This window comes from Rhizobium rhododendri, from assembly GCF_007000325.2.
GTDB classification, from domain to species: domain Bacteria; phylum Pseudomonadota; class Alphaproteobacteria; order Rhizobiales; family Rhizobiaceae; genus Rhizobium; species Rhizobium rhododendri.
On the sequence record NZ_CP117267.1, the window covers coordinates 2,833,899 to 2,860,349 of the forward strand.

Sequence of the window (26,451 nt, forward strand, 5' to 3'; positions counted from 1 at the left end):
CCTCAGGCGGCAAGAAGCGGATCGAGCTTGCCCCCCCTGTCGAGCGCGTGCAGGTCGTCGCAGCCTCCGACATGCAAGCCGTCGATAAAGATCTGCGGAAAGGTCGTGCCGCCGTTCGATTTGGCGATCATCTCCTCGCGCATCTCCGGGGAATAGGTGGCATTGTGTTCGACATAGGCGACGCCCTTGGCCCCAAGCAGCGATTTTGCCTTGGCGCAGTAGCCGCAGAACTCACGCGTGTAAATAACGACGGATGCCATGGTCACTCCGGGTTTGAACAGCTTTCCTGTCATATAGGCATGGCGAGCGCCCGCGCAAAGGTCAAGACGGTGACATCGGCGGCGCCCGCCTTTTTCAGCACCCGCGTTGCCGCCGCAACGGTCGCTCCCGTCGTGTAGACGTCGTCGATGAGCACGATGCGCCGGCCGAAGACCTCGTTGTCGCGGTGGCGTGCGATTGCAAAGGCGCCCCGGACATTGTCCTGCCGGGCCCGGGCACCAAGCCCGACCTGCTGGCTGGTCCGCTTGATCCGGACAAGTGTCGCCGGCAGCAGCGGCTTGCCGGAGAGTGACGCCAGATGGCGGGCAAGCTCGGCTGCCTGGTTGAACTTACGCGAAAACAGACGGGTGCGGTGCAGCGGCACCGGGATCAGCGCATCGCAACCGGCAACCGCACCGTCGCTGGCGCGCAGCATCCATTCGGCCATCATCCGCGCAAGGTCGATACGATCGCGGTATTTGAGGCCGTGGACGAGATCGCGAACCACGCCGTCATGGATCGCCGCCGAGCGCAGCCGATCGAACGGCGGCGGATCTGCAATCGCCTCGGCGCTGAGAATGCCGGCGCCGAGATCGTGGGTAAACGGGCTGCCCATCACCTCGCAATAGGGACGCTCGACGAAACGGATCGTCGACCAGCAGCGCGGGCAAAGGCTGCGGTGGCTGCCGGTCGAGGCGCCACAGGCAGCACAGCCGGGCGGATAGAGCAGATCGGCCAGCATAAACCACGGCCGCAGCAGCCCGCGTCCGATGAGCGCAGCGGTGATTTCCGGTCGGCTCGTCCCCATATGCCCCATATGATTGACAATAGCCCGTTCCTCGCGCCATTGCGAAAGGAAAGTGCGGCAGGCTCTGGTGCCGCAGAGGACGTGGAGTGCAGGAATAGCGCATGGATATCGTATTCGACCAGGACCTCATCGCCGCCAACCGCCGCCGCGCGCTGGCGAGGGATGACGCCAAGGCCGCCTTCCTGCTCGACATCGCCGCCAACGAACTGGCCGAGCGATTGTCGCTGGTGGAACGCCGTTTCGAGGAGGCGGTGGAGCTGCACGGCGCGACCGGCATCGCGGCACGGTTGGCGATGGCGTCCGGCAAGATCGGCCATATGACGCGCATCGAGACCGACGAAATGCCGGCCGTTGCCGGTGAGACCATCGTCGTTGCGCCGCCAGAACGGCTGCCGCTAGCTCCGGCCTCCGTCAATCTGGTGCTCTCGCCGCTGGGGCTGCACCTCACCAACGACACGCCGGGCGTCTTCATTCAGGTGCATCGCGCATTGCAGCCGGACGGGCTGTTCCTCGCAGCCATACCCGGCAACGGCACGCTGCAGGAATTGCGCGAGGTACTGCTGGCAACCGAGATCGAGATGTTCGGCGGCGCCAGTCCGCGCGTCATCCCCTTCCCCGACGTGCGCGATGTCGGCGGGCTGTTGCAGCGGGCGGGTTTCGCGCTGCCGGTCGTCGATGCCGAAAGCTATACGGTGCGCTACGCCTCGCTGTTTCCGCTGATGCAGGACCTGCGCGCCATGGGCATGGCCAACCCGCTGGTCGACCGCAGCCGCCGACCGGTCGGACGCAATTTCTTCCTGCGTGCCGCGGAATTATATGCCGAGCGCTTCGCCGATGCCGACGGACGGATCCGGGCGACATTCTCGATCATCTATGCATCGGGCTGGAAGCCGCATGAAAGCCAGCAGAAGCCACTGCGTCCGGGCTCCGCCAAGACGCGGCTGGCCGACGCGCTGAAGGTCGAGGAGCAGACCCTGAAGCCGTGATTACGGCGTGCTGACCTTGTTGGCAAAGAAGTTGAACATGTTCGAGAGATTGCTGCCGAGAAGACCGAGGCTGACGATCAGCGCAACGGCGATAAGGCCGGCAATCAGGCCGTATTCGATCGCTGTTGCGCCGATCTTGTCGTCAATGAGTTTCCGGACCACATGCATCGAAAATATCCTCTGATCTATACCGAAATCAGCGAACCCGATGCCCCCGGCACAGATCGGCTGCAAGCTGTTCAGCAGTTGCTATCGCTGCCATACCCCTGCACGACACAGACTGAACCGGGTTCGTTCTGCAGCACGCTGCGGCGGATCGTAAAGCGCTTGCCGCTTTCCGTCTTCGGAATGGAGCCCGTGGTGATGTTATCGAATTCGGGCGCGCTCGCAAGCACACTCGATTTCGACTTATCGGCCAGCATCGGCGTCAGGATCAGCGACAATGCAACTGCCGCCGTGCCGAAAAGCAGGGCAATATTCAGTGCGCCGGTCTTGCGAGACTGTGAAGTTGCCTGTTCTTTCTCGCGAACGGCCTTCCAGAAATCGTCGTCCATTGTGTCAAGCCTCGTTATGACCATGCCCATCGCTTGATTGAGGTCGATCTTTGCCAGAAGGTCTTAAACGATCTCTTAATATCCACAGGCAAAATGATCATAAAATCTTAAGTGAAGAAGTATTCACTAAATTAATGGCCTGTCACAGCAGGTCTTGCAGAAACGGGATCAGCGGTTCGTCTGCAGGAGGCATGGGATAATCGCGAAGTGCCTGCGGCCGAACCCATTTCAGCCCCTGGCCCTCGCGGCCCTCTGGCGTGCCTTCATAGCGGCGGCAGATGTAGAGTGGCATCAGCAGGTGAAAACTGTCGTAGGTGTGGCTGGCAAAGGTTAACGGCGCGAGGCAGGCTATACGCGTCGTGACGCCAAGCTCCTCGTCGAGTTCACGAATGAGACACTCTTCCGGCGTCTCGCCCGGCTCGACCTTGCCACCTGGAAATTCCCACAGCCCGGCAAGGCTCTTGCCCTCGGGACGCTGCGCGAGGAGAATTCGGCCATCGGCATCGATCAGCGCGCATGCGGCAACCAGCAGGATCTTGCGCCCGGCCGCGACGCTCACGACTGCGGCCTCCAGTAACGGTAACGGTAGGCCTCGCGAAATCCTATGCCGTCATAAAGCGCCAGCGCGGCATCGTTGCTGGCGGCGACCTGCAGCCAGGCGGTTTTTGCGCTGCGGGTCCGGGCCCAGCGGAGCGCCGAGGCGACGATCTCGATACCGAAGCCCTTGCGGCGAAATGCCGGTGCGACCGACAACGACATCAGGCCGGCAAGGTCGTTGTCCTGCACGCAGAGCGTCGTCGCTACAGGCCCGAGTTCCGGATCCTCGATGACGAAGAGGCCCGATGGCGGCTTGATGGAACTGACGACTTCGGCCAGCGCCGGCTTCAGCGCGGAATCGGAACCGTCGACAGAGAGGCTGGCATCGACATAGCGGCCGACATCGTGGCTCGGCAAATGGTCGAGCGTGTCGGGGAGGACGATATCCAAAAGATCGCAGGTCATCACGATCGTCTCTTCGAAGGCGTCCCAGTTTGTCTCGCGCAACAGCGTCATCAACACCGGTGGCGCCAGCGGCGTTTCACGCACCACCAGGGGGCGGCCATAAGCCTCGAACTTGCGTTGCGCCTTCTCCAGCCGGATCTCGACGTCGCGATGGTCGGAGGGGTCGAGCGGCACGATCGAGTTCAGTCGCTTGGAGGGATGCCCGGCCGTCAGCCGCACCTGCCAGCTGCCGTCGTAATGGATAGACGACGCTGGCCAGGCCCGAAAGCCAACGGCTTCGAGCCTGCGCACCAGCGGCAGGGGATTGGACAGGAATTGCAAGGGCATCAGACGCTATCAGCTCCGGTAGTCGCCATTGATGGCAACATATTCCTTTGTGAGGTCGCAGGTCCAGACCGTAGCCCGGCCTTGCCCAAGTCCGAGCTCGACTTTGACCGGAATATCCTGGCGCTTCATGACTGCGGTCGCCGCATCTTCCGAATAGCCGGCGTCGCGTTCGCCATTGACGGCAACCCGGACATCGCCGAACCAGATGGCGAGCTTGTCACGATCTGCCATCTCGCCGGCCTTGCCGACGGCCATGACGATACGGCCCCAGTTGGCGTCCTCGCCGGCTGCAGCGGTCTTGACCAGCGGCGAGTTGGCGATCGACAGCGCAATGGTCTTGGCAGCGGCATCGCTTTCGGCACCGGTGACGGTGATTTCGAGCATCTTGGTCGCACCCTCGCCGTCCCGCACGACTTGCAGCGCAAGGTCCTTGAGAAGCGCATTCAGTGCCGTGCGGAAAGAGGCTAGCCGCGGATCGCTGGCGGTCTCGACGCGTTTCTGGCCGTCGGCCGCAGTGGCGCCGGTCGCAAACAGCATCAGCGTATCTGAGGTCGACGTATCGCTGTCGACGGTCATCGAATTGAAGGTCGGGCCGACGCCATCGGACAGCAGGGCCTGCAGCGCCACCGGCGCGATATCGGCGTCGGTGACAACGAAGGACAGCATCGTCGCCATGTCGGGTGCGATCATCCCGGCGCCCTTGGCGATGCCGTTGATCGTCACCGCGATGCCGTCGATCTCGGCGCTCCGCGTAGCGACCTTCGGATAGGTATCGGTGGTCATGATCGCCTTGGCGGCTTCGAACCAGAAATCGCCCGTGGCATCGGACTGCATCTGGTCCAGCACGCCGGCAAATTTCGTGGCGTCCAGCGGTTCGCCGATGACGCCGGTCGAGGCCAGGTAGACCTCGTTCTCGCTGCAGCCGACGGCGGATGCGGCCGATTTCGCGGTCAACTCCGTCGCCTGGCGGCCCTTTACGCCGGTAAAGGCATTGGCGTTGCCGGAATTGACCACAACCGCACGGGCTGTGCCGTGCGAGAGATTCTTGCGGCAGAAATCGACAGGAGCAGACGGGCACTTCGACTTGGTGAAGACGCCGGCAACAGCCGCCGGTGCATCGAACACCATCATCAGCACGTCGGTGCGGTTCTTGTACTTTATACCGGCGGAAGCAGTCGCCATACGAAGCCCGCGCACCGGCGGCAGCGTGGCAAAGGTTGTCGGGGCAAGCGGGGATACGGAACCAGACATCTTAATACCTTTGCAATTGAAAGGACCCGGATGAACCGGGCCTGTTGTCTAAGCAGTGCACCGCGTCTTGGCCAAAGTTCTCCTCATTCCTGTGCCTGTCACAGGAATCCAGCCACCGCGCGTCTGCGCGGTGAAAGGAGTCTCTTACGCTCACGGACGTGAACGCGCTGCATCTCCGCCACAAGGGCGAGGATGAGGGAAAGAAGACCTCCGGCCATGATCATCTCCCCGGACAAGGCGAACACATGCCCGGCGAGGCGGCCTGAAGAAAACCCACTTCCGCCTAAGCCATCAGGGCCCGGATGAACCGGGCCCCAATCGCATTATTGCTGTCTTACTGCTTCGGTGCCTCGGCGGCCGGCGCGTCAGGTGCATCGGGGGTGGCAGGCGCGGCATCCGGCTGCTGCTGCTGCTTGTCTGCATCGGCATAGGCCTTGGCCAGCGCCGGATCGGAGATCTCGACCTTGGAAGCTGCCTTGGCAGTCTTCAGCAGTTCGAGATACTTGTCACGCATGACCAGCTGCTTGACCTGGTCCTTGACCTGGTCGAACGGCGGAGGAGGCGCATCGCGCTTGTCTTCGACCTTGATGACGTGGAAGCCGAAGTCGGTCTTCACAGGCGTCTTGGAATAGGTGCCGACCGGCATCGAGAAGGCTGCGTCGTCGAATTCCTTGACCATGCGGCCACGCTGGAAATAGCCGAGATCGCCGCCGTCCGACTTGTTCGGATCGGTCGACTTTTCCTTGGCGACTTCAGCGAAATCCTTACCGGCTTCGAGTTCCTTGATGACTTCCTTGGCCTCGTCCTCGGTCTTCACCAGGATGTGGCGGGCGTGCACTTCTTCCTGCTTCGGCAGGGCAGCAACTTCCTTGTCGTAGCGCGCCTTGACCTCAGCGTCCGTCACGACGTCAACGACGTGCTTCTTGAAGTAGGCATTGTGCAGTTCGCGGTCCTGGAGATAGGCCATGCGGGTCTTGAAGTCAGGAGTGTCCTGCAGCTTCTCGGCAAGCGCATCCTTGGCCAGAAGCTTGACGTCGATGGCGGCCGAAAGTGCGGCAACCTTCTTCTGGTCGTCTGGCAACTGGGCCAGCTGCGGGTCGAGGTTGGAGATGGCAAGATCGAGTTCGGACTGGTGGATCTCGAGGTCGCCTACCTTGGCAACGACGGCATCTGCAGCAAAGGCCGGGGCCTGGAAGGCAACGATCGCAGCAAAGGCGACAGCTGCAGCAAGTTTATGGTATCGCGACATGAAATTACCCTTTTGAAGTTCCCACCGGCTTCAGCATGCGCGAATCCGGCCTGAAAGTAGCCTTCACCATCAGAATGTGGCCTTTGTGTATCGGCCAATCCCGTTGACATCAATCGACCCCCCTCTTATCTGTCACGCAACCTTGCGTCCAGAACAGTTTCCGGCCGTTTCGGGTCAATCGGCCGATTTTTTCGGGACGGCGATTGCAGGAACGGCGGGATGTAAATTCAGAAAGGGCCAGTCATATGGTCAGCTTTGGTGGAATTGCCCGAAAGTTGTTTGGCTCGTCCAACGAGCGGCGTGTCCGCGTGTTCACGCCAAATGTTGCGGCGATCAATGCGCTCGAAGAGGGCATGCGCAAGCTGTCCGACGAAGAGCTTGCCGCCAAGACGGTGGAGTTCCGCCAACAACTCGCAAATGGCAAGACGCTCGATGATCTCCTCGTTCCGGCATTCGCCGTTGCCCGCGAAGCATCGCGCCGCGTGCTCGGCATGCGCCCGTTCGACGTCCAGCTGATCGGCGGCATGATCCTGCATTCCAACGCCATCGCCGAGATGAAGACGGGCGAAGGCAAGACGCTCGTCGGCACGTTGCCGGTCTATCTGAATGCGTTGCTCGGCAAGGGCGTGCATGTCGTCACCGTCAACGACTACCTCGCCCAGCGCGATAGCGCGACCATGGCGCGGCTCTACAGCTTCCTCGGCCTCACCACCGGCGTGATCGTTCACGGCATGTCGGATGAGGAACGCAAGGAAGCTTACGCCTGCGACATCACCTACGCCACCAACAACGAGCTCGGCTTCGACTATCTGCGCGACAACATGAAGTACGAGCGCGCCCAGATGGTCCAGCGCGAACACTATTACGCCATCGTCGACGAAGTCGACTCGATCCTGGTCGATGAAGCGCGCACCCCGCTGATCATCTCCGGACCGCTCGACGACCGCTCGGACCTCTACACCACCATCGACGCCTTCATTCCGCAGCTCTCCGAAGAAGACTACGAAATCGACGAGAAGCAGCGCTCGGCCAATTTCTCCGAAGTCGGCACAGAGAAGCTCGAAAATCTCCTCCGCGAAGCCGGCCTGCTGAAGGGCAATGCGCTTTACGACATCGAAAACGTGGCGATCGTCCACCACATCAACAATGCGCTGAAAGCCTACAAGCTGTTCAGCCGAGACAAGGACTACATCGTCCGCAACGACGAAGTCGTCATCATCGACGAGTTCACCGGCCGCATGATGCCGGGCCGCCGCTATTCGGACGGTCAGCACCAGGCGCTGGAAGCCAAGGAACGCGTCAAGATCCAGCCTGAAAACCAGACGCTGGCGCAGATCACCTTCCAGAACTATTTCCGCATGTACGACAAGCTCGCCGGCATGACCGGCACGGCGCAGACGGAAGCAGAGGAATTCGGCAACATCTACAATCTCGAAGTTATCGAAGTCCCGACCAACCTGCCGATCAAGCGCATCGACCAGGACGACGAGGTCTACCGGACGTTCGAGGAAAAGTTCAACGCCATCACCGCCGATATCATCGAGGCGCACAAGCGCGGCCAGCCGGTGCTGGTCGGCACGACGTCGATCGAGAAGTCGGAGCTGCTGGCCGAGCGGATGCGCAGCCAGGGCTTCACCCAGTTCCACATCCTCAACGCCCGTTACCATGAACAGGAAGCCTATATCGTCGCCCAGGCCGGCGTTCCCGGCGGCGTGACGATCGCTACCAACATGGCCGGCCGCGGCACCGACATCCAGCTCGGCGGCAACCTCGAGATGCGCGTCGAGCGCGAGCTTGGCGACATGGAGCCCGGCCCTGAAAAGGACGCCGCCATCCAGGCCATCGCCGAGGAGATCAAGGTCCTGAAGCAGAAGGCCATCGACGCCGGCGGCCTCTACGTCATCGCTACCGAACGCCACGAAAGCCGTCGCATCGACAACCAGCTGCGCGGTCGCTCTGGCCGCCAGGGCGACCCGGGCCGCTCGAAGTTCTACCTGTCGCTCCAGGACGACCTGATGCGCATCTTCGGCTCCGACCGGATGGACGGCATGCTACAGAAGCTCGGCCTCAAAGAGGGAGAGGCGATTGTCCACCCCTGGATCAACAAGGCCCTGGAACGCGCACAGAAGAAGGTCGAAGCCCGCAACTTCGACATCCGCAAGAACCTCCTGAAGTATGACGACGTGCTTAACGATCAGCGCAAGGTGATCTTCGAACAGCGCGTCGAACTGATGGAAGCGACGAATATCTCCGAAACCATCGCCGACATGCGCCACGAGGCCATCGAAGAGCTGGTTGCCAAGCACATCCCCGAGCGCGCCTATGCCGAGCAGTGGGACATGGCCGGCCTCAAGGTCGAGATTGCCAACCTGCTCGATCTGGACCTGCCCGTCGAGGAATGGGCCAAGGAAGAAGGTATTGGCGAGGACGACATCCGCGAACGCCTGATCGAGATCGCCGACAAGGCTGCTGCCGAAAAGGCGGAGCGCTTCGGCCCCGAGATCATGCACTACGTGGAACGCTCGATCATCCTGCAGACGCTGGATGGCCTGTGGCGCGAGCATATCGTCAATCTCGACCACCTGCGCTCGGTCGTCGGATTCCGCGGATATGCCCAGCGCGACCCGCTGCAGGAATACAAGTCGGAATCGTTCGAGCTTTTCCAGTCGCTTCTCAACAACCTGCGCCAGGCAGTCACGGCACAGCTGTCGCGCGTCGAGCTTGTACAGCAGCCACGCGAGCCGGAACCAATGCTGATGGAAGCCCATCACATCGACGCGACGACGGGAGAAGACGAATTTGCCCGCCTGCAGCCGCCGACAGACGTTGTCGTGCCACCTGAAAACCGCGATCCGGACAACCCTGCCACTTGGGGCCGCGTTGGCCGCAACGAGCTCTGCCCTTGCGGCTCCGGGCGCAAGTACAAGCATTGCCATGGCGCCTTCGAATCGCAGTCGGACGAGGCGACCATCGTCTGACACCGGAATGCCGCCCACGGGCGGCATTTTCATATCGAGGCAATTTCAATTCTAGCCACAACCTTTCCTTGCTTTCGCCCCATCCAAACCAACGCAATTGGGGAAAACGTCGACCTGTTGCACTGTTTCTTAACCCTGTCAGGGTGAGAATGATGATCGTCTAAAACGGTATCCGAGTATTGCGTGTGATCATGCCTGTCGTTGAAACAGCAGAAAAAATGCTGCCTGTGGACGTGCGGACAAGATTGTCCTCGGCGCTCCAGCAGCTTGCTGCTGTTCTGTCCGGCCGTGGCGAAAAAGATGCCTCCCGCCGCATGGCGATGGTCGCCTTCATCATCCGCATTCTGAGCGCCGCGCTCGCCTTCGTCTCGCAGATCATCCTTGCCCGCATCATGGGCGAGTTCGAATACGGGATCTTCGTTTTTGTCTGGGTGCTGGTGGTGATCGCCGGCAACCTCTCTTGCATCGGCTTCCACACCGCTGTCATCCGCTTTCTCCCGCAGTACAAGGTCTCCGGCGACGATGCGCTGATCCGCGGCCTCACCAGCACGGCGCGCCGCTTTGCGCTGGCATCGGCCGGGGGATTGGCACTGGCCGGCATGATCGCGCTGTACTTCGGCGCCGGCTCGATTGCGCCCTATTACGCCATCCCGCTTTTCCTTGGATTGCTGATCATGCCGCTGATCGCGCTCGGCGACGTCCTCGACGGCACGTCGCGCGCCAATCACTGGCCCGTCATGGCGCTCAGCCCGACCTTCCTCATCCGCCCGACGCTGATCCTCGTCTTCATGGTCGGCGCCGTCCTTCTGGGTGCACCCCACAGCGCCGTGACGGCCGCCGAGGCAGCGCTCGCCGCCACCTTCGTTACCACGATCGGTCAATACCTCGCCGTCACCACCCGCCTGCGCCGCCATGTTCCGGCCGGCCCCCGGGAAATCCGCTTTTCGACATGGATGGCGGTGGCCTTTCCGATCTTCCTGATCGAGGGCGTCGGCTATCTCCTCACCAATTCCGATGTCATCGTCGTCGGCCTGTTCCTCGAGCCGGAGCAGGTCGCGATCTACTTTGCCGCAGCAAAGACAATGGCGCTGGTGCATTTCGTCTATTTCTCCGTCAAGGCCGCGGCCGGCCCCAGGTTTTCGGCGATCATCGCAGAGGGCGACAAGGCGAAGCTTGCCGCCTTTGCCACGCAGGCCACCCGCTGGGCATTCTGGCCGGCGCTGATCGTCGGTCTTTGTGTGCTGGCAGCCGGCAGCGAGTTGCTGTCGCTGTTCGGCGCTTCGTTTACGGCAGGCCAGGTCGTCATGGCGATCCTGCTCGCCGGTATTCTGGCCAAGGCGCTGGTCGGGCCCGGCGAGGTCCTTCTGATGATGGCAGGCCATCAACGCCTGTGTGCTGCGCTTTACGGCATTGCGCTGGCCGCAAATGTCTGTCTCAATGTGGGATTAATACCGCGCCTCGGAATCGAGGGCGCGGCCATCGCTACGGCCTCGGCCATGGGCGTCGAGGCTGTATTGCTGCATCTGGCGGTTCGCTGGAAGCTCGGTATCGTACTGTTCGCCTTTGCCCGATCAACCAGAACAATGATTGTGAAGGCATTCCCCTGATGGCGCGTCCCCCGCTCAACGATGTCACCGACGGCAAGGTAAATCCGATGATGCACGAGCTCGCCTCGCTGCACTTCGACAACCTGCCGCGCCCGGACGCCCGCACCGATGTTGGCCGCCCTGGCCGCGAACTATGTCTTTATCCGGCTAAGCTTGGCTACGACCTGCAGGACGAGCTCGATTTCCTCTCCAACCGCGCCATGGAGCCGAACGTCTTTTTCTCGGCCCGTTTCCTGGCGCCAGCCATGCCTCGCATCGATGAACGGCAGATCCGGATGGCGCTCATTCGCGACAACAAGGGCACGAGCAGCAGGATGCGCTTGCTCATGCCGTTTTCCGTCGACAAGCCGGGCTTTGCCGTCGGTCCGTCGATCATCCGCGTCTGGGCCAACAATTTCGGCCCACTCGGCACGCCGCTGGTGGATGGAGAAGAGGCGGCGGAGACGCTCGACAACCTGTTCGAAGGCCTGCTCCAGCACGCGCTGCAGCTGCCGACCACGCTGGTGCTGCCTGACGTCAGGCTGAACGGACCCTTTGTCCGCCTGGCGAAGGCGGTTGCCATCGGCCGCAACCTGCCGGTCACCGTTGCCAACGCCTATGAGCGTCCGATGCTGCAAAGCACCGAGGACGCGCTGGATTATCTGGCGGCGGCGATTTCACCCGCTCACTTGCGGGAAATGCGCCGTCAGTGGCGGCAACTCGAAAGCCTCGGCGAACTCGTCTACAACGTCGCCCGCCAACCGTCCGATATCCACCGTCGGATGGAAGAATTCATGGCCCTGGAAGCAGGCGGCTGGAAGGGCAAGAAGCGCAGCGCCATGGTGCTCGACCGCCACCACGCGGCCTTCGCCCGCGAGGCGATCTCCAATCTCGCTAGCGTCGACGCTGTCCGTATCCATACCATTGACCTCGACGGCAAGGCCATTGCCTCGATGATCGTGCTGATGATGGGCGGCGAGGCCTACACCTGGAAGACCGCGTTCGACGAAAGCTATGCACGCTATTCGCCCGGCAAGCTGCTGATGGGAGAACTCACCGAATTCCAGCTGGACGACCCCAACACCGTCCGCTCCGACTCCTGCGCCGTCGCCGATCATCCGATCATGAGCCGTTTCTGGCGGGAACGCGAAGAGATGGGCACGCTGGTCATCGGCCTCACCCAGAACAGCGACCGTGACGTCCGCCAAGCCGCCGCTCAATTGCACATGTATCGCAGCACCCGCAATATGGCCAAGGCCCTGCGCGACCGGATTTTGTCGCTGACACGGCGGTAGGCGGCGGGCGCGGCGGCGTCGTAAACCTCAAACATCGTCCTGAATATCGAAGCGGGTTACCTTGCCGCTTTCGATCCGGAAAATGTGCATTACAGTCTTGTCCCTGAGACCATGCGTTTGCCCCTGGAGCGGCTGGCCGTCGAGATCGAACACCGACTGGATCACCTCGACTGCAACGGCACCATTTTCCTGCTCCGAAAATTTCAAGGGCTCGACATGCGGGCTGACGACGGCCCATTGGGCTGTCCAATAGGCGCGCAGTCCCTCGTGACCGTGCACGTGGCCACCATCCATGCCGTTGGCCCAGGCAACGTCCCGGGCGAGCTTTCCAAGGACACCGTCAATATCCCGGGCGTTGAAACGATCGTAAAGGCCCCTGATCAGGTCGGCGTTGTTGTCTGACATCGTCATTTCCCCCGGGACGGTTTGAAGTGCTTGCCGGGCTCGTCAATCGATGTTGCCGACAGCCCACCGGAGAGATATATACGTGCATATATATATGGGTCAAGCAAGGTCGGGAAATGAGCGACATGGATGAAAACGTACTGTCGACGCCGGGGCATCTCATCGGTCTTGCGGCGCGCGCCTTCGCACGGCTGAGCGAAACGCGGCTGAAACCGCTCGGCTTCGGCGTCGGCCATTTGCCGGTGCTGGTGGCGCTGCGGGATGGCAAGGCGCAAACCCAGCGCGACCTCGCCCGCTTCGCCCGGATAGAACAACCGCCGATGGCGCAAATGCTGGCGCGCATGGAGCGCGACGGCCTGATCGAACGCACCCGCGACCCGGCGGACAGGCGGAGCAGCCATATCGTGCTGACGAGCGACGCGCAAAAACGGATGCCCGAGGCCATCGAGACGCTGTATCAGGGAAACCGCGAGGCGCTGGCCGGCTTCACCCCGGCAGAAACCGCACAATTCGTCCATCTGCTGACCCGGCTCATCGAAAACCTGAACCAAATCACCAACCACGAACCACCGTTGGGGATGTCGTAGGTTTGGGTTGAGGGTCGTGCCTTCAGAGCGCAAAAGCTTTCGCAGTCAAAAAGCGACGTCCGTCGGTACGACGAACCGAGCGAAAGTGCGCGACGAGACCTGCCTATTTGGACTGTTGCTTGTCGATGCATGAGACGATTGCAGGCCCCGCAGTCGTTGATCCCCGGGCGGTAAGAAGCTGTGGCTTGTCGCTTATCCCGTCGGAGATGGCGATCTGCTTCTTGGCTGCGGCAAAAGCCTTTACGAACTCCTTTGCCTGCTCACCTTTTATCTGCGTTTGGGAAATCGCTAGATTGTCTCCTACCGCGCCAACCTCGCCTTCAGCATCGAACAGAAACTTGCCATCGAATGCGAATTTCAAAGTTGGCTTGAAGGCCTCAAGTCGAGCATCGAACGTGAAACCGGGAATGGATCGGATGGTCAGCCCTTCTTTCGCACTGTCACAGAGCAACATGACGCCGGATCGAAACGACGTCATGAATCCTACTGACACGCTGTCGCCACCGGAAAATAGATCGGCCTCCTTGTCCACCGACCACTCCCGGAAGCCGGCTTGGCTTACACCCACCGAAGCCAAAAATACAACTCCAGCAATACAGCATAGCTTATACACTTTATTCCCCCGAATTATGCGTTTGTTCAGCGATGTTCGATCCATGTCGTCAATTCTGCGTGACACCCCTATCCCCCGCCAGCCCTGCGGCCTAGCTTCTGCAGCAACGTCGGCCTGCCGCCAGATCGTCGGGCCCGTACAAGCACCGCAGGAGCAAAGCCATGGACTATGTCAAATTCGGCCCGACCGGCCTCGAGGTGTCGCGCATCTGTCTCGGCTGCATGACCTATGGGGAGCCGGACCGGGGCAACCATGCGTGGACGATGAGCGAGGAGGCGAGCCGCCCGCTGCTGCGCCAGGCCGTCGAGCTCGGGATCAATTTCTGGGATACGGCCAACGCCTATTCGGACGGCAGTTCGGAAGAGATTGTCGGACGCGCGATCAAGGATTTCTCCCGGCGCGAGGACATCGTGCTGGCGACAAAGGTGTTCAACCGCATGCGTCCGGGCCCGAACGGCGCCGGCCTGTCGCGCAAGGCGATCTTCGACGAGATCGACAACAGCCTGCGCCGGCTCGGCACCGATTATGTCGATCTCTACCAGATCCACCGTTTCGACCATGCCACGCCCATCGAGGAAACGCTGGAGGCGCTGCACGATGTGGTGAAGGCCGGCAAGGCCCGTTATATCGGCGCCTCCTCGATGCACGCCTGGGAATTCGCCAAGGCGGTATACACCTCGCGGCTGCACGGCTGGACCCAGTTTGTCAGCATGCAGGATCACCTCAACCTGCTCTACCGCGAGGAGGAGCGCGAGATGCTGCCCTTCTGCGAGGACCAGAAGATCGCCGTCATCCCCTGGAGCCCGCTGGCGCGCGGCCGCCTCACCCGCGACTGGAACGAGAGCACGTCCCGCCAGGAGAGCGACCAGTTCGGCAAGACGCTCTATAACCAGGCGGTCGAGAGCGACAGGCAGATCATCGATGCCGTCGGCGCACTCGCCAAGGCACGCGGCGTCTCCCGCGCCCAGATCGGCATCGCCTGGATCGCCCAGAAGAGCGCAGTCACCGCGCCCATCGTCGGCGCATCCAAACCGCACCATCTGACCGACGCCGTGGCCGCCCTTTCGGTGAAGCTGACGGCAGAAGAAGTCGCCACACTGGAGGCCCCATATGTGCCGCGCGGTATTGCCGGGTTCGCCTGAGATATCTTCGAGAGGGCCGCGCTTGCTCCTGCGTCGGCTTCGCTGGCAATTTCCAACACGGGTAGATGGGATGAACGCGGCATGGCAAGAAAATCATTGGCTTAGCCCGAGGTAAGGTCTCTCCGGCAAAGGCCACCTGCCCGCTCGAGGGCAGATGTCATGAAACGCCAGATGGCGATCGGCTATAGTGGATCGTCACGTCCTGTCCCGGCATCCGAGGATCTCCCCATGTCCACCGTCCCCTTCGAGGCCCGCCGCTTCCAGTCCACGGCCGAGTATTACCTGCGCTACCGCGTTCCCTATCCGGACACGCTGATTGCCCGCGTCGCCAACCGTTGCGGCCTGCAGATCGGAGATCCGCTGCTCGATCTAGGCTGCGGACCGGCCCAGCTCGGCATCGCCTTTGCTCGCCTGGGCGCCAGGGTGACGGCGATGGATCCGGAGCCGGAGATGCTGTGTGCCGCGACAGAAGGCGCCCGGGAAGCCGGCGTCGAGATGACCGTGCAGCAGGGCTCTTCCTACGACCTCGGCCCGGATATCGGTCCCCTCAAGCTTGCGGTGATGGGCCGCTCCTTCCACTGGATGGATCGGCCTGCGACGCTGGGAGCGCTCGACCGGCTGATCGTGCCGGGCGGCGCGGTCGTGCTGTTCCACGCCACCCATCTTGCCATGGTCCCGGACGGACGCAAGATCATCCAGCAGCTTGCCGAAAAATTCTCGCCGGAGCGCAGCGCCGACAGCGCCATCCGGCAGAGCAGCGAATGGCCGCGGCACGAGAGCATCCTGCTCCGCTCCACCTTCAACAATCTCGAGAGCATCGGTATCATCCGCGAGCGCCACATCGGCATCGACGATCTCGTCGGCCGCGCTCTTTCCATGTCCACCACCTCGCCCCAGGCGCTTGGCGAAGACGCTGCTGCCTTCGAGGCAGCCGCGCGTACCGCGCTGACGGAGGCTGCACCCGATGGCAAATTTACCGAGATCGTCGAATCGACCGCCCTGCTCGCCTTTCGCGATTGACCGACAAGAGCAAAAACTAGACCTGTTGGCGAGCTAGCTGGCGATGGGTAGCCGCCAGAAACTCGTCGGCCATCGCCGCGTCCTCCATGGTGCGCGCCAGGATTACCGCACCCATCATCGCTGCAAGCGTGGCCAGCGCGTTGGCGCGACGCGCCTCGGGCGTCTCGCCGGCAACGATCTCGGCCAGCACATCGACCAGGTCCGTCAGTCCGCCTGAAAAGGTCGATTGCAGGCCGGCGCCCTGGCGGCTGACCTCCTGCGTCAGCGAGGCGAAGACGCAGGCGCGGCTCTGCAGATTGCGGCGCGACAGGTAATGCTGCAGCAGAACCTCCAGCGGATCGCCCTCGGCTGTCTCGACGATCTGCCGCCAGCGATCCCGGGTCTTTTCGACCAGTATCTTGCTTGCCTCTAAGGCCAGCTTCTCCTTCGATTCGAAGTGCCCGTAGAAACCGCCATGGGTGAGCCCCGCTGTCTTCATGATGTCGGCAACGCCGATCCCGTCGAAACCCTTCTCGCGAAACAGGTCGCAGGCAGCCTCCAGGATCAACGCCCGGTTTTCAGCAAATTTTTCGCGGCTCACGCGCATCGGCCTGCCTCTTCGAAATCGTTGCTTGACAATTTACATGACGACCATCATCAATGCAAGATACATGATGCCCGTCATGTAAAGGACAGGTCGCAGGCTTGCTGGACTTTGCCTCGGAGACGGGTGAATAGTCGCAGACACGGTCGCGCCGCAAACGCTCCGACCACCCGATCACTGGAACAGTCCCATGGTGTCCACTGCCCTAGCCTCGACGCTTGCACGCCGCAACATCCACTACGGATGGGTGGTGGTGGGTGCCACTTTCCTCACCATGCTGGTGACCGCCGGCGCCATGGGCGCACCGGGCGTACTCATCAAGCCGCTGCAGGACGAATTCGGCTGGAGCACATCGTCGATTTCCTCGGCGCTGGCCATCCGCCTTCTGCTATTCGGGCTGATGGGGCCCTTTGCCGCTGCCTTCATGAACCGCTTCGGCGTGCGCAACGTCATCATTTTCGCGCTCGTCACCGTGGCCATCGGCTTCATCGGCTCGCTCTACATGACGCAACTCTGGCAGCTGCTGCTGTTCTGGGGGATCATCGTCGGCTTTGGCACGGGGCTGACGGCGATGGTGCTGGCCGCCACGGTCTCGGCCCGCTGGTTCAGCAAAAATCGCGGCCTCGTGGTCGGCATGCTGTCGGCGAGCTCTGCCACCGGCCAGCTGGTCTTCCTGCCGCTGATGGCGGAGCTGACCCAGCGCTACGGCTGGCGCACCACCGTTGTCTTCGTCTGCACCATGCTGGCCGTCGCGGCCCTGGTCGTCATGGCGCTGATGCGCGACCGCCCGGCCGACCTCGGCCTGCCGGTCTTCGGCGAGGAAACAGTGACGCCCGTACCGAAGATCGACAAGAGCCTTGCTGCCATGCTGATGTCGCCGCTGCTGGTCCTGAAGGAGGTCTCGCGGAGCTCAACCTTCTGGATCCTGTTCACCACCTTCTTCATCTGCGGGCTGAGCACCAACGGGCTGATCCAGACGCATTTCGTCACCCTCTGCGGCGATTACGGCATCCTGCCTGTCGCAGCCGCCAGCGTGCTGGCCGTCATGGGCATTTTCGATTTCTTCGGCACGATCGGCTCGGGCTGGCTGTCCGACCGCTTCGACAATCGCTGGCTGCTGTTCTGGTACTACGGCCTGCGCGGCCTCGCCCTGCTGTTCCTGCCGTTCAGCCAGTTCGGTTTCTACGGCCTGTCGATCTTCGCCGTCTTCTACGGGCTGGACTGGATCGCCACTGTGCCGCCGACGGTCAAGATCGCCGCCGACCGCTTTGGCCCGGAAAAGGCCGGCATGGTGTTCGGCTGGGTTTTCACCGGCCACCAGCTGGGTGCTGCCACTGCCGCCTTCGGCGCCGGCCTGTCGCGCACCGAGCTCGACAGCTACCTGCCGGCATTCTTCGTCGCCGGCGCCTTCTGCCTGCTGGCCGCGATCCTGGCAATCACGCTAAGCAAACCCGGCATCACGCTTCGCCGCACAGCCACCGCCCACTGACACACACGAACCAACGTTTGCCCGGGCCCGCAAGGCCTGCCTGCAAACGCCCACCGACGGAAATTGCCGACGAGCCCCCGCGCCGTCTTGCGCCTGCGCCCACTCGCATGTTAGACACCCGCCTCGTCGGTATCCGTTGCCCCATTGGCGGAATTGGTAGACGCGCTCGACTCAAAATCGAGTTTCGCAAGAAGTGCTGGTTCGACTCCGGCATGGGGCACCACCACTGTTTTTTGACGTTGAAAGATTGACTTTTTTGGCACTAAACGTCCAGAAGACTTGCCCTGCACCAAAAAAGCTGGACACTTTTCTTCAGCCTGTGATCCTCAGCCTTCCTGATTTTATCTATTGAGACCCCCCATGGCACCGTCTGCAGGCCGTCTCTGATTGGCGGCGCCGTGTATCTGTTGACTTCCTTCGACGTCGTATGGCCCGTAATCGACATGATTTGGCGTTCCGATTGGATGGACAATGACGGAGCGGACAGGGCTCAAAAAATACGCCCGTCCTACAGAGGTCGGTTTTGACGAAGCGTTTGCCCATCGGGGCTCTAGGTCTTTATCTAAATTGCCACCTCTACCTAAAGAAGAACTTGCCTTTAAACACTATCGCGATATGAGTGGTAAATATTAACGGTTGATGCATATGTTCCAAGTTTTCAATAATGCTTCTAAGGCGCAAACAACTGGAAGTGCATTGGCGCCCATATTGTGGGCCATAGCAACCTTTGGAGCTTTGGCAACCGCCTTATATGTCGCCATGGCTGGATTAGCGGCCCATGTCGCGTTGGCTGCAACGATCGCAGTGCTGGGCTATTTCATTTATGTTTACAACTTCCTGCTCCACAACGACCGCGACCGAATTCATTCGGAGGCTCACATTCAGAATATGCGAACGATCGATGGCAAGTTGATGGGAGACGACCAAAGATCTATAACGACTGTCGGGAACATGCCGCTGGGTAATCCTAATCTACTGGAGCATTAATATGACCATTGATGAAGACAATGGTATCAATTGTCATATGATTTACGGCCTGTACGAAAACGTAAACGTGGCTGGGTTTCAGAGATATTTACTAGATAGCGTCGATATATTGTCTTATTGGAATCATGTTCCGCTTATTTACTTTGTAAAAACTAAACTGGACACGAATGAGCTTACAGTAAAATTACAGGATTTCTTTAATAAGAACCTGTTTGTTGTAGCCGAAATCGACCCTATGAGCATCAGCGGCTGGCTGCCTATGCATTCGTGGGATTGGTTCAGGACGCCTGCACCACTCTACAAGCTACCATCCAACAAGCTGACGTATGGACAACTGCTATCTGGCATCGAAAATAACTCTTGATGCAACGTGTTTTGAAGCATTCTCTGGAGCGTCTGAGCATTTCAAGTATGACGGCTATTCGTGAGCCGGGCTACAGTTCTTCTCGCGAGGCTTCGTCATGAATGTAGCTTGTGAAAGGCGAAAATTGCAACTCTTCAAGCCGATACCTGGGCTGCAAGCTCACCTTCAGATTGAATTTGATTTGCCATCGCTTAGCTGAATTTTGATCGAAACCACTAAAAGCGACCTGCATGGGGCGCGACCACGCCGTATAGCGCTGAAAACTTGTTGAATTTCCAGCAATGCTCGCCACATCACCTGACAAACGTCATTTCCATATTGATAGAACTGCATGACCGAGAGATGTTTGTTGTCGACGGTGGGCTGATCTTGCTGTAACGCCGCCGCATGCTCCGAACAGTCATTATGTATTATTTGATCTCTTGTCTCAGTGCTGCAGCATTTGGAGGGCTGGCTTATTATCTGTACCTTAAGGGTGCCGATAATTATCGCACCTCGATCGACGAACCCGTCAATACGAAGCCTGTCGCGAAAAAAGGCGACCGCCTGAAGCCATCGGATGTAGTGCCGCCGGGCCGGCCGGGTTTGTAGGCAGCACTGGAAAGAATTCGGTTGGCACGTATCGAACCCCAACCTCTCCCCCCACCCTACAATTTTTGCCTTACGACAACTTGCAGCGTCGGCTTTCATAAAGCTTCAATCTTTCCGTCTGCTAATGAAGGAACGACCACGGCTTCAGGATGTTCGTCTTGCAAAATCGAGAGCACGTTCGATCACGGTCTTTCCTCGGGGCGAAAATTGTTCTGGAGGGCGGCTATTCCGTCTTCGATTGCATCGTCAGGGACATTTCGCCGGCGGGTGCGCGGTTGAAGGTGCAGAACGCCATCTCCATACCGGATACCTTCACACTGCTGCTGTCCGATGGACGCAGCTTCGATGCTACCGTCAAATGGCGTCGCATCGATTCCGTCGGCGTCAGCTTCCCGGTGCCCGACATCGCATAAACAGACAAATCCAACCCCCACCTCAGCCCAGCGGCCAGTAGACGTCCGAGCGAAAATCGTCGGGAATGCGCTCGAGCCGGGCCAGCGTTTCTGCGGCATAGGCGATCTGCATCTGGAGATAGCGCAGCGCCTTTGGCATTGCGGCGCCCGTGGCGAATTCGCGGATGCGCCACGTGTCATAGCCGGCCATTCCGATGCGCCGCATGGCTTCGGCATGAACATCGGCGGCAGTCGGCCGCACGGTCGGTGCCGTCAGCCGCGCTGCATTCCTGCCACCCTCGATCACCAGAAGCTTCATGGCTTGCTCCACAGATTCGCGTTAAAACGAGTGTGCGCCGTAACAGTCGATTTGCAATGCAGCAGACACGAAGCTGCCGCCCGCTGCAGCGCGATTGGGTCCGGCGTGACAAGTTTGCGACAGCGCCGGTGCTCAGCGCCATCACGAAAATTTTGCACAGGGCAGGTAGAAGCCGGCGCCGGCGCCATTTACAGCCCCGGTCGAGCCCCCTAAAGCTCTTGCACTGCAACCGGGAAAGGGAACGCATGCTGCGCAGACTGTACGACTGGACCATGTCGCTCGCCGGCCGGCCCTCGGCCGAAATCTGGCTCGCAGTCATCGCCTTCGTCGAAAGCTCGGTGTTTCTGGTGCCGGCCGACGTGATGCTGCTGCCGATGACGCTCGCCAAACCCCACCGCGCCTATCGCTACGCGCTGATTGCCACCGTCGCCTCGGTGCTCGGCGGCATCGCCGGCTGGGCCATCGGCTATTACGCCTTCGAGACCGTCGCCAAGCCGATCCTCGAATTCTACGGCAAGCTCGAAGCCTTCGACAAGCTGCGCAACGGCATCACCTACGAGACCGTCGTCCTCCTGCTGGTGACCTCGGGCCTCGCCCATCTGCCGCCGATCAAGGTGGTGACCATCCTGTCGGGCGTTGCCAACATCAATCTCGGCCTGTTCATCATCTCCGCCATCGTTGCCCGTGGCGCCCGGTTCTTCTTTCTCGCCTGGCTGCTGCAGCGCTACGGCGAACCGATCCGCCATTTCATCGAAAAACGCCTGGGCCTGATTGCCGGCGCCGTCGCGGCGGTGCTGATCCTGCTCTATATCGCCCTGCATTTCCTGACGCACTGAACGACCCCGGAGCCATACAATGACCGAGACGATCAACCCCGCCCGCCCCGCCTTCGGTTACGCCGCGCTTCTGGCACTCGGCATGTCGGCCACCGTCGGCTCGGCGCTCGGCTTCCAGTATATCGGCGGCTACACCCCTTGCGAACTCTGCCTGATGCAGCGCCTGCCCTACTACTACGGCATCCCTGTCGCCATTCTCGCAGCGCTGAGCGCACTGTTCGGCATGCCCGCCTGGCTCACCCGCGCGCTGCTTGCCGTGGCCGGCATCATGATGCTGGTGGGCGGCGGCATGGGCGTCTATCACGCCGGTGTCGAATGGAATTTCTGGGAAGGGCCGTCTTCCTGCACAGGGCCGGCCTTCTCGTCAACGACGCCTGCCAGCGGTGGCGTGCTCGGCAGCCTCAACAAGGTGCATGGTCCGTCGTGCTCGGTGGCTGCGCTGCGCGTGCTTGGTCTTTCCATGGCCGGCTGGAATGTCATTGCCAGCCTCATCCTCGCTGCCATCGCCGTTGCCGGCTTCCGCAAGGCGGCGTGAGCAAACCGCAGCCATCAGGGCTGCAGTTCGGTATCCCAGTAGAGATAGTCGAGCCAGCTTTCGTGCAGATAGTTCGGCGGAAACAACCGGCCGTTATTGTGCAGGTCTTGCACGGTCGGCTGGTACGGCTTCTGCGCCGGGAACATCTGTGCCTGCTTCGGCAGCTTGCTTCCCTTGCGCAGATTGCAGGGCGAGCAGGCGGCAACGACATTCTGCCACGTGGTCTCGCCGCCATGGGCGCGCGGGATGACGTGATCGAAGGTCAGGTCGTCATGGGCGCCGCAATACTGGCATTCGAAGCGATCGCGCAGGAAAACGTTGAAGCGCGTAAAGGCCGGATTGCGGGATGGCTGGACATAGCTCTTCAGGCAAACGACGCTGGGCAGGCGCATGGAGAAGCTCGGCGAAGAGACCGAGTGGTCGTATTCCGCAATGATATTCACGCGGTCTAGGAAGACGGCCTTGATCGCGTCCTGCCAGGACCACAACGACAAGGGATAATAACTCAGTGGCCGGTAGTCAGCGTTCAGGACGAGCGCCGGCAAGGCCTGGGGCGAAACTGCAATCGTCAAGGAAATCCTCCCGGTCGATTCATCTGCAGCACCATATTAGGCCTGTTGTTACAGGAATGTGAAGTCCAATAAATTCAGTGCAGAGCAGCATTTTTGGCATCCGTCAGCCGATCATCCGACGGGCAGAGCGACACGCGCCGTGCGAACCGCGTAAAATGCCCAAAAAAGCCGTGCCGCCACCGACCGCCACGGTGCCCACGCCGTCGCCAGCACAACCACCTGCCTGGCCGACGGGCGCGCTTCCATCCCGAAAGCCATGCCGACTGCTGCCTGCAGCGCGACGTCGCCCGCTGGAAACAGGTCGGCATGTCCGCAGCAGAACATCAGGTAGACCTCCGCCGTCCAAGGGCCGATACCCTTCACCGCTATCAACCTGGAAAGCCCCTCTTCCGGGCTTTTCGAACCGAGATCCATGAGGTCGAGTCGGCCCTCCGCCACCGCTGTTGCCACTCGCGACAACGTCTCGGCCTTGCCGCGCGACAGGCCGAACGCGCGCCAGGCATCGGGCGCCAGTGACACATAGGCCTCGGCGGGCGGTGGCCCTGCGGCCGCACACATCCTGGCCCAGATCGCTTCGGCGCTCGCCCGCGACACCGCCTGCGAGACGATGACATACGCCAGTCCGGCAAAACCGGGTTCACTCAGCCGCAACGGCAGAGTGCCGCACAGTGCGGCGATCGGGCGCAGGCGCGGGTCGCTCTCGAGCAGCGCTTCGAGCCCCTCCGCGATGTCGTCGGCGTCGCGGATAATACGCATTGCGCACTCCTCCTGTTGGCCGAAGCCCTCAAATCGTGGCAGAAGAAAGCATGATCGACCCGCCCCGTCAAAAGCCGACCTTCCGCTTTGCACCGAGCCCGAACGGGCCGCTGCATCTCGGCCACGCGCTGTCGGCGATCCTCAACCACGACATGGCGAGGGATGCCGGCGGCCGTTTCCTGCTGCGGATCGAGGATATCGACCTCGCCCGATGCACGCCGGAGCTGGAAGCCGCAGTCCTCTCGGATCTCGACTGGCTGGGGCTCGAATGGGAACGTCCGGTACGCCGGCAATCGGAACATTTCGACAGCTATCAGGGCGCCCTGTCCACGCTCATCGGGCGCGGCCTTGTCTATCCCGCCTTCATGACGCGCGGCGAGGTCCGCCAGAGGGTCCGCGAGGCCGAGCAAGCCAGCCGGCCCTGGCCCCGCGATCCCGATGGCGCGCCGCATTATCCGGCAGACGACCGCGACCGGAGCGACACCGAACGTCGACGCCGGATCGACGCAGGCGAGAAACATGCCTGGCGGCTGGACATGGCGAAGGCGCTTGCCGCCGTCCCGCAGACGCTGTCATGGATGGAGAGCGGCGACGGCCGGCGCGGCGAGATTGCGGCCGACCCCGGCGCCTGGGGAGATGTCGTCCTGTCGCGGTCGGATGCGCCGTCCAGCTATCACCTCTCCGTGGTTGTCGACGATGCCGCGCAGGGAATAACCCATGTGGTGCGCGGTCTCGACCTGTTCGCCGCGACCTCCATCCACCGCCTGCTGCAGGCCCTGCTCGACCTGCCGCAGCCGCTCTACCATCATCATCGGCTGATCACCGATCCCGATGGGCGAAAGCTGTCGAAAAGCTTCGGCGCCGTCGGGCTGGAAGCCCTCAGGGAGGAAGGCCTGTCACCGGCGGATATTCGCCGACGGATCGGGCTTTGAGGCGCTGCCGGCATCGAGCCCATAGTAATTGCGCGCAATCATCCGGCGGACACGGAACTTCATCAGCGCCGCATTGATCTCGGCACCGATGATGAAGATCACACCGACCATGTAGAGAAACACCAGCACGATCATAACAGACGCCAGCCCCGCATAGGTGGCGGTGTAGTTGGCGAAGGTCTGCAGATAATAGGCAAAGATCAGCGCGCCCGCGAGCCACGACAGCAGGGTCAGAAGTACGCCCGGTACGACATCCAGCACCTTGCGCCGCCCGGCCGGCAACCAGAGATGGACGATCAGCAGCCCCGCGGTGAGGGCGAACAGCGTGCCGTAGATACGCCAGCTGGCAACGATATCCAGCGTATCGGCAAGCCAGGGTAGCTTGGCGCGGATGTAGTCGAGCACCACAGGCACGGCCAGCAGCAGGATGCTGATCGCCGCAAAGATCAGCACCGCAATCAGCACATAGCCGAGGCTGGCGAGCCGGGTGAAATACCACGGCCGCGTTTCCGGCACGCGGTAGGCGCGATTGAGCGAGATGCGCAGCGCCTCGACGCCGTTCGAGGCGAAATAGGCGGCGGCCAGCACGGAGACGGTCAGCAGTCCGCCGCGCGGGATCGTCAGCACCTGCAGCAGCTGGTCGGCAAGCGGCTTGGCAATGGTCTCTGGCCAGGTGTCGAAGATCAGGTGGATGGCCGTACCGGAAAACTGGCTCGCACCGAGAAAGCTCGCCAGCGCGGTGCCGAAGATAAGAAAGGGAAAGACAGCAAGAAGCGTCGACAGGGCGACGTGGCTCGCCATCGCAAAGCCGTCGTCCTCGATGAAGTGAAAGATCGCGTCGTAGACCACCTTGTAGAGCGTACGAAGAACCGTCTGCATTCCATCTCCGCAGTGCCCGGTCGGCGACCGTGGGTGAGTTGATTGTATCGTCGCTGCGAATATGGGAAACGACGCATGCTTTGTACAGGAATCATTGCATGATGGATCACCGCGTCATCATCATTACGGGCTGTTCGACCGGTATCGGCGCCCATTGCGCCCGGGCATTGAAGGCCGATGGCTGGCGGGTCTTTGCGACCGTCCGGAAAGATAGCGACCTTGCCCCGCTCGAGACCGACGGCATCGAGGCGCTGGTCATGGACTATACGGAGACCGCAACCATCACGGCGCTGGTTGAAACGGTCGCCGCGCGCACCGGCGGACGCATCGATGCCCTGTTCAACAACGGCGCCTATGGCCAGCCCGGCGCAGTCGAGGATCTGCCGACGGACGTATTGCGGCAGCAATTCGAGACCAACCTGTTCGGCTGGCACGAGCTGACGCGGCAGGTGATTCCGCTGATGCGCCGGCGCGGACAGGGTCGCATCGTCCAGTGCTCGTCGATCCTCGGCCTCATCCCCTATCGTTTTCGCGGTGCCTACACCGCCTCCAAATTTGCGCTGGAGGGACTGAGCATCACCATGCGGATGGAACTGCAGGGATCGGGCATCCATGTCAGCCTGATCGAGCCCGGGCCGATTGCCTCGCAGTTCACGGCGACGGCGCTGGCGCGCTTTGAAGCCAATATCGATATCGAGGGTTCGGCCCATGCAGCCGAATACCGCCGGCAGCTGGCGCGACTGAATGGCACAGGCCCCGTCAATCGTCACAAACTCGGTCCCGAGGCCGTTTATTCTGTGCTAAAGCATGCGCTGGAGGCGAGGAGGCCTCACCCGCATTATCTGGTAACGACCCCTGCCAGGCAGGGAGCGTGGTTGAAGCGGCTTTTGCCGGCCGATCTCTTCTACCGCCTGATGCGTCGGTTCGATTGAGGAGGGAGGATCAGTTCGATGTCTACTTTTACCTATATTCTTGCGATCATCTTCATGGGCCTCGTCGCCATCGTTCTGGTGCGCGGCCTGTTCAACATGACGCGCGGCGACAATCCAAGCCTGTCCAACCGGTTGATGCAGATGCGCATCCTCCTGCAGGCAGTAGCGATCATCTTGATCATGCTGACCCTGTGGCTAACCGGCGGCGGGCGACCTACCTGAG

The 26,451-nt window shown here is 61.3% G+C and carries 31 protein-coding genes, 1 tRNA gene and 1 pseudogene; 17 read left to right on the forward strand and 16 right to left on the reverse strand.

Annotated elements, in window-relative coordinates; all coding sequences use genetic code 11:
• Nucleotides 1-2 precede the first annotated feature (2 nt).
• Nucleotides 3-260 (reverse strand): glutaredoxin 3, encoded by a 258-nt coding sequence (gene grxC, locus PR018_RS13740; RefSeq protein ID WP_142824820.1) that lies wholly within the window; start codon nucleotides 258-260, stop codon nucleotides 3-5.
• A 29-nt stretch (nucleotides 261-289) separates the two neighbouring features.
• Nucleotides 290-1,066 carry a ComF family protein gene (locus tag PR018_RS13745; protein WP_244615203.1) on the reverse strand — a complete coding sequence of 259 codons (777 nt, stop codon included), beginning with the start codon at nucleotides 1,064-1,066 and terminating at the stop codon, nucleotides 290-292.
• A gap of 101 nt (nucleotides 1,067-1,167) precedes the next feature.
• Here PR018_RS13745 and PR018_RS13750 point away from each other — a divergent pair, with 101 nt between their 5' ends.
• Nucleotides 1,168-2,052, forward strand: a complete 885-nt coding sequence (locus PR018_RS13750; protein WP_142828805.1) for a class I SAM-dependent methyltransferase — start codon at nucleotides 1,168-1,170, stop codon at nucleotides 2,050-2,052.
• On the opposite strand, the gene PR018_RS13755 is transcribed toward PR018_RS13750, so the two are convergent.
• The 6 genes and pseudogenes from PR018_RS13755 to PR018_RS13780 form a co-directional block, all read right to left on the reverse strand.
• Entirely contained in the window at nucleotides 2,053-2,220 is a 168-nt protein-coding gene (locus PR018_RS13755; RefSeq protein ID WP_142824817.1) for a Flp family type IVb pilin, read from the reverse strand. It lies immediately after the preceding gene.
• 71 nt (nucleotides 2,221-2,291) lie between these two features.
• Nucleotides 2,292-2,606, reverse strand: coding sequence for a hypothetical protein (locus tag PR018_RS13760; RefSeq protein WP_142828803.1), 315 nt, complete (start codon nucleotides 2,604-2,606; stop codon nucleotides 2,292-2,294).
• A 142-nt stretch (nucleotides 2,607-2,748) separates the two neighbouring features.
• Nucleotides 2,749-3,165 carry an 8-oxo-dGTP diphosphatase MutT gene (gene mutT / locus PR018_RS13765; protein ID WP_142824815.1) on the reverse strand — a complete coding sequence of 139 codons (417 nt, stop codon included), beginning with the start codon at nucleotides 3,163-3,165 and terminating at the stop codon, nucleotides 2,749-2,751.
• Nucleotides 3,162-3,964 (reverse strand): annotated as a pseudogene (locus tag PR018_RS13770) (GNAT family N-acetyltransferase). The gene mutT and the pseudogene PR018_RS13770 overlap by 4 nt, the downstream one beginning before the upstream one ends.
• Nucleotides 3,945-5,186 (reverse strand): bifunctional glutamate N-acetyltransferase/amino-acid acetyltransferase ArgJ, encoded by a 1,242-nt coding sequence (gene argJ / locus PR018_RS13775; protein ID WP_142824813.1) that lies wholly within the window; start codon nucleotides 5,184-5,186, stop codon nucleotides 3,945-3,947. The pseudogene PR018_RS13770 and the gene argJ overlap by 20 nt, the downstream one beginning before the upstream one ends.
• Nucleotides 5,187-5,520: 334 nt before the next feature.
• Complete coding sequence (locus PR018_RS13780; RefSeq protein WP_142828802.1) at nucleotides 5,521-6,435, reverse strand: peptidylprolyl isomerase; 915 nt, start codon at nucleotides 6,433-6,435, stop codon at nucleotides 5,521-5,523.
• Nucleotides 6,436-6,680: 245 nt separating this feature from the next.
• On the opposite strand from PR018_RS13780, the gene secA reads away from it, so the two are divergent.
• The 3 genes from secA (at nucleotide 6,681) to PR018_RS13795 (ending at nucleotide 12,294) form a co-directional block, all read left to right on the forward strand.
• Complete coding sequence (gene secA, locus PR018_RS13785) at nucleotides 6,681-9,413, forward strand: preprotein translocase subunit SecA (protein ID WP_142824811.1); 2,733 nt, start codon at nucleotides 6,681-6,683, stop codon at nucleotides 9,411-9,413.
• Nucleotides 9,414-9,604: 191 nt separating this feature from the next.
• The gene (locus PR018_RS13790) at nucleotides 9,605-11,020 is read left to right on the forward strand and encodes a lipopolysaccharide biosynthesis protein (RefSeq protein WP_142824810.1); all 1,416 of its coding nucleotides are present in this window, start codon (nucleotides 9,605-9,607) and stop codon (nucleotides 11,018-11,020) included.
• Nucleotides 11,020-12,294 (forward strand): GNAT family N-acetyltransferase, encoded by a 1,275-nt coding sequence (locus tag PR018_RS13795; protein ID WP_374108255.1) that lies wholly within the window; start codon nucleotides 11,020-11,022, stop codon nucleotides 12,292-12,294. Before PR018_RS13790 ends, PR018_RS13795 begins: the two co-directional genes overlap by 1 nt.
• A gap of 27 nt (nucleotides 12,295-12,321) precedes the next feature.
• On the opposite strand, the gene PR018_RS13800 is transcribed toward PR018_RS13795, so the two are convergent.
• On the reverse strand, nucleotides 12,322-12,699 hold the full coding sequence (locus PR018_RS13800; RefSeq protein ID WP_142824809.1) for a nuclear transport factor 2 family protein: 378 nt from the start codon (nucleotides 12,697-12,699) through the stop codon (nucleotides 12,322-12,324).
• A gap of 125 nt (nucleotides 12,700-12,824) precedes the next feature.
• Between PR018_RS13800 and PR018_RS13805 the strand changes: the two genes are divergently transcribed.
• On the forward strand, nucleotides 12,825-13,286 hold the full coding sequence (locus PR018_RS13805) for a MarR family winged helix-turn-helix transcriptional regulator (protein ID WP_142824808.1): 462 nt from the start codon (nucleotides 12,825-12,827) through the stop codon (nucleotides 13,284-13,286).
• 103 nt (nucleotides 13,287-13,389) lie between these two features.
• On the opposite strand, the gene PR018_RS13810 is transcribed toward PR018_RS13805, so the two are convergent.
• Nucleotides 13,390-13,818, reverse strand: coding sequence for a hypothetical protein (locus PR018_RS13810; protein ID WP_142824807.1), 429 nt, complete (start codon nucleotides 13,816-13,818; stop codon nucleotides 13,390-13,392).
• A gap of 242 nt (nucleotides 13,819-14,060) precedes the next feature.
• Between PR018_RS13810 and PR018_RS13815 the strand changes: the two genes are divergently transcribed.
• Nucleotides 14,061-15,041: an aldo/keto reductase gene (locus PR018_RS13815; RefSeq protein ID WP_142824806.1), complete on the forward strand. Its 981-nt coding sequence runs from the start codon at nucleotides 14,061-14,063 to the stop codon at nucleotides 15,039-15,041.
• Between the two features lie 228 nt (nucleotides 15,042-15,269).
• Nucleotides 15,270-16,061: a class I SAM-dependent methyltransferase gene (locus PR018_RS13820; protein ID WP_142828800.1), complete on the forward strand. Its 792-nt coding sequence runs from the start codon at nucleotides 15,270-15,272 to the stop codon at nucleotides 16,059-16,061.
• Nucleotides 16,062-16,077: 16 nt separating this feature from the next.
• Here the strand turns inward: PR018_RS13820 and PR018_RS13825 are convergent, their stop codons facing one another.
• Nucleotides 16,078-16,647 (reverse strand): TetR/AcrR family transcriptional regulator, encoded by a 570-nt coding sequence (locus PR018_RS13825; RefSeq protein ID WP_142824804.1) that lies wholly within the window; start codon nucleotides 16,645-16,647, stop codon nucleotides 16,078-16,080.
• A gap of 187 nt (nucleotides 16,648-16,834) precedes the next feature.
• Between PR018_RS13825 and PR018_RS13830 the strand changes: the two genes are divergently transcribed.
• The 4 genes from PR018_RS13830 to PR018_RS13845 all read left to right on the forward strand — a co-directional run bounded on the left by PR018_RS13830 (nucleotide 16,835) and on the right by PR018_RS13845 (nucleotide 19,484).
• Entirely contained in the window at nucleotides 16,835-18,133 is a 1,299-nt protein-coding gene (locus PR018_RS13830) for an MFS transporter (protein WP_142824803.1), read from the forward strand.
• 138 nt (nucleotides 18,134-18,271) lie between these two features.
• Nucleotides 18,272-18,356: transfer RNA gene (locus tag PR018_RS13835), tRNA-Leu, on the forward strand.
• 422 nt (nucleotides 18,357-18,778) lie between these two features.
• Nucleotides 18,779-19,120 carry a hypothetical protein gene (locus PR018_RS13840; RefSeq protein WP_142824802.1) on the forward strand — a complete coding sequence of 114 codons (342 nt, stop codon included), beginning with the start codon at nucleotides 18,779-18,781 and terminating at the stop codon, nucleotides 19,118-19,120.
• Between the two features lies 1 nt (nucleotide 19,121).
• Nucleotides 19,122-19,484, forward strand: a complete 363-nt coding sequence (locus PR018_RS13845; protein ID WP_142824801.1) for a hypothetical protein — start codon at nucleotides 19,122-19,124, stop codon at nucleotides 19,482-19,484.
• Between the two features lie 70 nt (nucleotides 19,485-19,554).
• Here the strand turns inward: PR018_RS13845 and PR018_RS13850 are convergent, their stop codons facing one another.
• Nucleotides 19,555-19,788, reverse strand: coding sequence for a hypothetical protein (locus PR018_RS13850; RefSeq protein ID WP_142824800.1), 234 nt, complete (start codon nucleotides 19,786-19,788; stop codon nucleotides 19,555-19,557).
• Between the two features lie 445 nt (nucleotides 19,789-20,233).
• Here PR018_RS13850 and PR018_RS13855 point away from each other — a divergent pair, with 445 nt between their 5' ends.
• A complete protein-coding gene (locus PR018_RS13855; RefSeq protein ID WP_224127895.1) occupies nucleotides 20,234-20,488 on the forward strand; it encodes a PilZ domain-containing protein in 255 nt (84 codons plus the stop codon).
• 22 nt (nucleotides 20,489-20,510) lie between these two features.
• Here the strand turns inward: PR018_RS13855 and PR018_RS13860 are convergent, their stop codons facing one another.
• A complete protein-coding gene (locus tag PR018_RS13860; protein WP_142824798.1) occupies nucleotides 20,511-20,786 on the reverse strand; it encodes a hypothetical protein in 276 nt (91 codons plus the stop codon).
• A gap of 245 nt (nucleotides 20,787-21,031) precedes the next feature.
• Here PR018_RS13860 and PR018_RS13865 point away from each other — a divergent pair, with 245 nt between their 5' ends.
• Both PR018_RS13865 and PR018_RS13870 read left to right on the forward strand, forming a co-directional pair.
• Nucleotides 21,032-21,622 carry a YqaA family protein gene (locus tag PR018_RS13865; protein ID WP_142824797.1) on the forward strand — a complete coding sequence of 197 codons (591 nt, stop codon included), beginning with the start codon at nucleotides 21,032-21,034 and terminating at the stop codon, nucleotides 21,620-21,622.
• 19 nt (nucleotides 21,623-21,641) lie between these two features.
• The gene (locus PR018_RS13870) at nucleotides 21,642-22,157 is read left to right on the forward strand and encodes a disulfide bond formation protein B (RefSeq protein WP_142824796.1); all 516 of its coding nucleotides are present in this window, start codon (nucleotides 21,642-21,644) and stop codon (nucleotides 22,155-22,157) included.
• Nucleotides 22,158-22,171: 14 nt separating this feature from the next.
• Here the strand turns inward: PR018_RS13870 and PR018_RS13875 are convergent, their stop codons facing one another.
• Both PR018_RS13875 and PR018_RS13880 read right to left on the reverse strand, forming a co-directional pair.
• Nucleotides 22,172-22,729, reverse strand: a complete 558-nt coding sequence (locus tag PR018_RS13875) for an HNH endonuclease (protein WP_111219936.1) — start codon at nucleotides 22,727-22,729, stop codon at nucleotides 22,172-22,174.
• Between the two features lie 111 nt (nucleotides 22,730-22,840).
• Nucleotides 22,841-23,485, reverse strand: a complete 645-nt coding sequence (locus PR018_RS13880; protein ID WP_142824795.1) for a DNA-3-methyladenine glycosylase family protein — start codon at nucleotides 23,483-23,485, stop codon at nucleotides 22,841-22,843.
• Between the two features lie 50 nt (nucleotides 23,486-23,535).
• Here PR018_RS13880 and gluQRS point away from each other — a divergent pair, with 50 nt between their 5' ends.
• Complete coding sequence (gene gluQRS, locus PR018_RS13885) at nucleotides 23,536-24,417, forward strand: tRNA glutamyl-Q(34) synthetase GluQRS (protein ID WP_142824794.1); 882 nt, start codon at nucleotides 23,536-23,538, stop codon at nucleotides 24,415-24,417.
• On the opposite strand, the gene PR018_RS13890 is transcribed toward gluQRS, so the two are convergent.
• Nucleotides 24,382-25,296, reverse strand: coding sequence for a YihY/virulence factor BrkB family protein (locus PR018_RS13890; protein ID WP_142824793.1), 915 nt, complete (start codon nucleotides 25,294-25,296; stop codon nucleotides 24,382-24,384). The two genes, gluQRS and PR018_RS13890, sit on opposite strands and share 36 nt — an antisense overlap.
• A 98-nt stretch (nucleotides 25,297-25,394) precedes the next feature.
• On the opposite strand from PR018_RS13890, the gene PR018_RS13895 reads away from it, so the two are divergent.
• Both PR018_RS13895 and PR018_RS13900 read left to right on the forward strand, forming a co-directional pair.
• Nucleotides 25,395-26,228, forward strand: coding sequence for an SDR family oxidoreductase (locus PR018_RS13895; protein ID WP_142824792.1), 834 nt, complete (start codon nucleotides 25,395-25,397; stop codon nucleotides 26,226-26,228).
• 18 nt (nucleotides 26,229-26,246) lie between these two features.
• The gene (locus PR018_RS13900) at nucleotides 26,247-26,450 is read left to right on the forward strand and encodes a twin transmembrane helix small protein (RefSeq protein ID WP_111219926.1); all 204 of its coding nucleotides are present in this window, start codon (nucleotides 26,247-26,249) and stop codon (nucleotides 26,448-26,450) included.
• Nucleotide 26,451 lies beyond the last annotated feature (1 nt).

Coding starts and splice junctions, on each gene's coding strand:
- PR018_RS13830 (WP_142824803.1), top strand. CDS start 16,835: ATGGTGTCCACTGCCCTAGCCTCGACGCTTGCACGCCGCAACATCCAC.
- PR018_RS13825 (WP_142824804.1), bottom strand. CDS start 16,647: ATGCGCGTGAGCCGCGAAAAATTTGCTGAAAACCGGGCGTTGATCCTG.
- grxC (WP_142824820.1), bottom strand. CDS start 260: ATGGCATCCGTCGTTATTTACACGCGTGAGTTCTGCGGCTACTGCGCC.
- PR018_RS13795 (WP_374108255.1), top strand. CDS start 11,020: ATGGCGCGTCCCCCGCTCAACGATGTCACCGACGGCAAGGTAAATCCG.
- PR018_RS13745 (WP_244615203.1), bottom strand. CDS start 1,066: ATGGGGACGAGCCGACCGGAAATCACCGCTGCGCTCATCGGACGCGGG.
- PR018_RS13895 (WP_142824792.1), top strand. CDS start 25,395: ATGATGGATCACCGCGTCATCATCATTACGGGCTGTTCGACCGGTATC.
- PR018_RS13760 (WP_142828803.1), bottom strand. CDS start 2,606: ATGGACGACGATTTCTGGAAGGCCGTTCGCGAGAAAGAACAGGCAACT.
- PR018_RS13815 (WP_142824806.1), top strand. CDS start 14,061: ATGGACTATGTCAAATTCGGCCCGACCGGCCTCGAGGTGTCGCGCATC.
- PR018_RS13755 (WP_142824817.1), bottom strand. CDS start 2,220: ATGCATGTGGTCCGGAAACTCATTGACGACAAGATCGGCGCAACAGCG.
- secA (WP_142824811.1), top strand. CDS start 6,681: ATGGTCAGCTTTGGTGGAATTGCCCGAAAGTTGTTTGGCTCGTCCAAC.
- PR018_RS13865 (WP_142824797.1), top strand. CDS start 21,032: ATGCTGCGCAGACTGTACGACTGGACCATGTCGCTCGCCGGCCGGCCC.
- PR018_RS13845 (WP_142824801.1), top strand. CDS start 19,122: ATGACCATTGATGAAGACAATGGTATCAATTGTCATATGATTTACGGC.
- PR018_RS13790 (WP_142824810.1), top strand. CDS start 9,605: ATGCCTGTCGTTGAAACAGCAGAAAAAATGCTGCCTGTGGACGTGCGG.
- PR018_RS13805 (WP_142824808.1), top strand. CDS start 12,825: ATGGATGAAAACGTACTGTCGACGCCGGGGCATCTCATCGGTCTTGCG.
- gluQRS (WP_142824794.1), top strand. CDS start 23,536: ATGATCGACCCGCCCCGTCAAAAGCCGACCTTCCGCTTTGCACCGAGC.
- PR018_RS13840 (WP_142824802.1), top strand. CDS start 18,779: ATGTTCCAAGTTTTCAATAATGCTTCTAAGGCGCAAACAACTGGAAGT.
- PR018_RS13750 (WP_142828805.1), top strand. CDS start 1,168: ATGGATATCGTATTCGACCAGGACCTCATCGCCGCCAACCGCCGCCGC.
- PR018_RS13880 (WP_142824795.1), bottom strand. CDS start 23,485: ATGCGTATTATCCGCGACGCCGACGACATCGCGGAGGGGCTCGAAGCG.
- PR018_RS13800 (WP_142824809.1), bottom strand. CDS start 12,699: ATGTCAGACAACAACGCCGACCTGATCAGGGGCCTTTACGATCGTTTC.
- PR018_RS13870 (WP_142824796.1), top strand. CDS start 21,642: ATGACCGAGACGATCAACCCCGCCCGCCCCGCCTTCGGTTACGCCGCG.
- argJ (WP_142824813.1), bottom strand. CDS start 5,186: ATGTCTGGTTCCGTATCCCCGCTTGCCCCGACAACCTTTGCCACGCTG.
- PR018_RS13890 (WP_142824793.1), bottom strand. CDS start 25,296: ATGCAGACGGTTCTTCGTACGCTCTACAAGGTGGTCTACGACGCGATC.
- PR018_RS13860 (WP_142824798.1), bottom strand. CDS start 20,786: ATGAAGCTTCTGGTGATCGAGGGTGGCAGGAATGCAGCGCGGCTGACG.
- PR018_RS13820 (WP_142828800.1), top strand. CDS start 15,270: ATGTCCACCGTCCCCTTCGAGGCCCGCCGCTTCCAGTCCACGGCCGAG.
- PR018_RS13780 (WP_142828802.1), bottom strand. CDS start 6,435: ATGTCGCGATACCATAAACTTGCTGCAGCTGTCGCCTTTGCTGCGATC.
- PR018_RS13900 (WP_111219926.1), top strand. CDS start 26,247: ATGTCTACTTTTACCTATATTCTTGCGATCATCTTCATGGGCCTCGTC.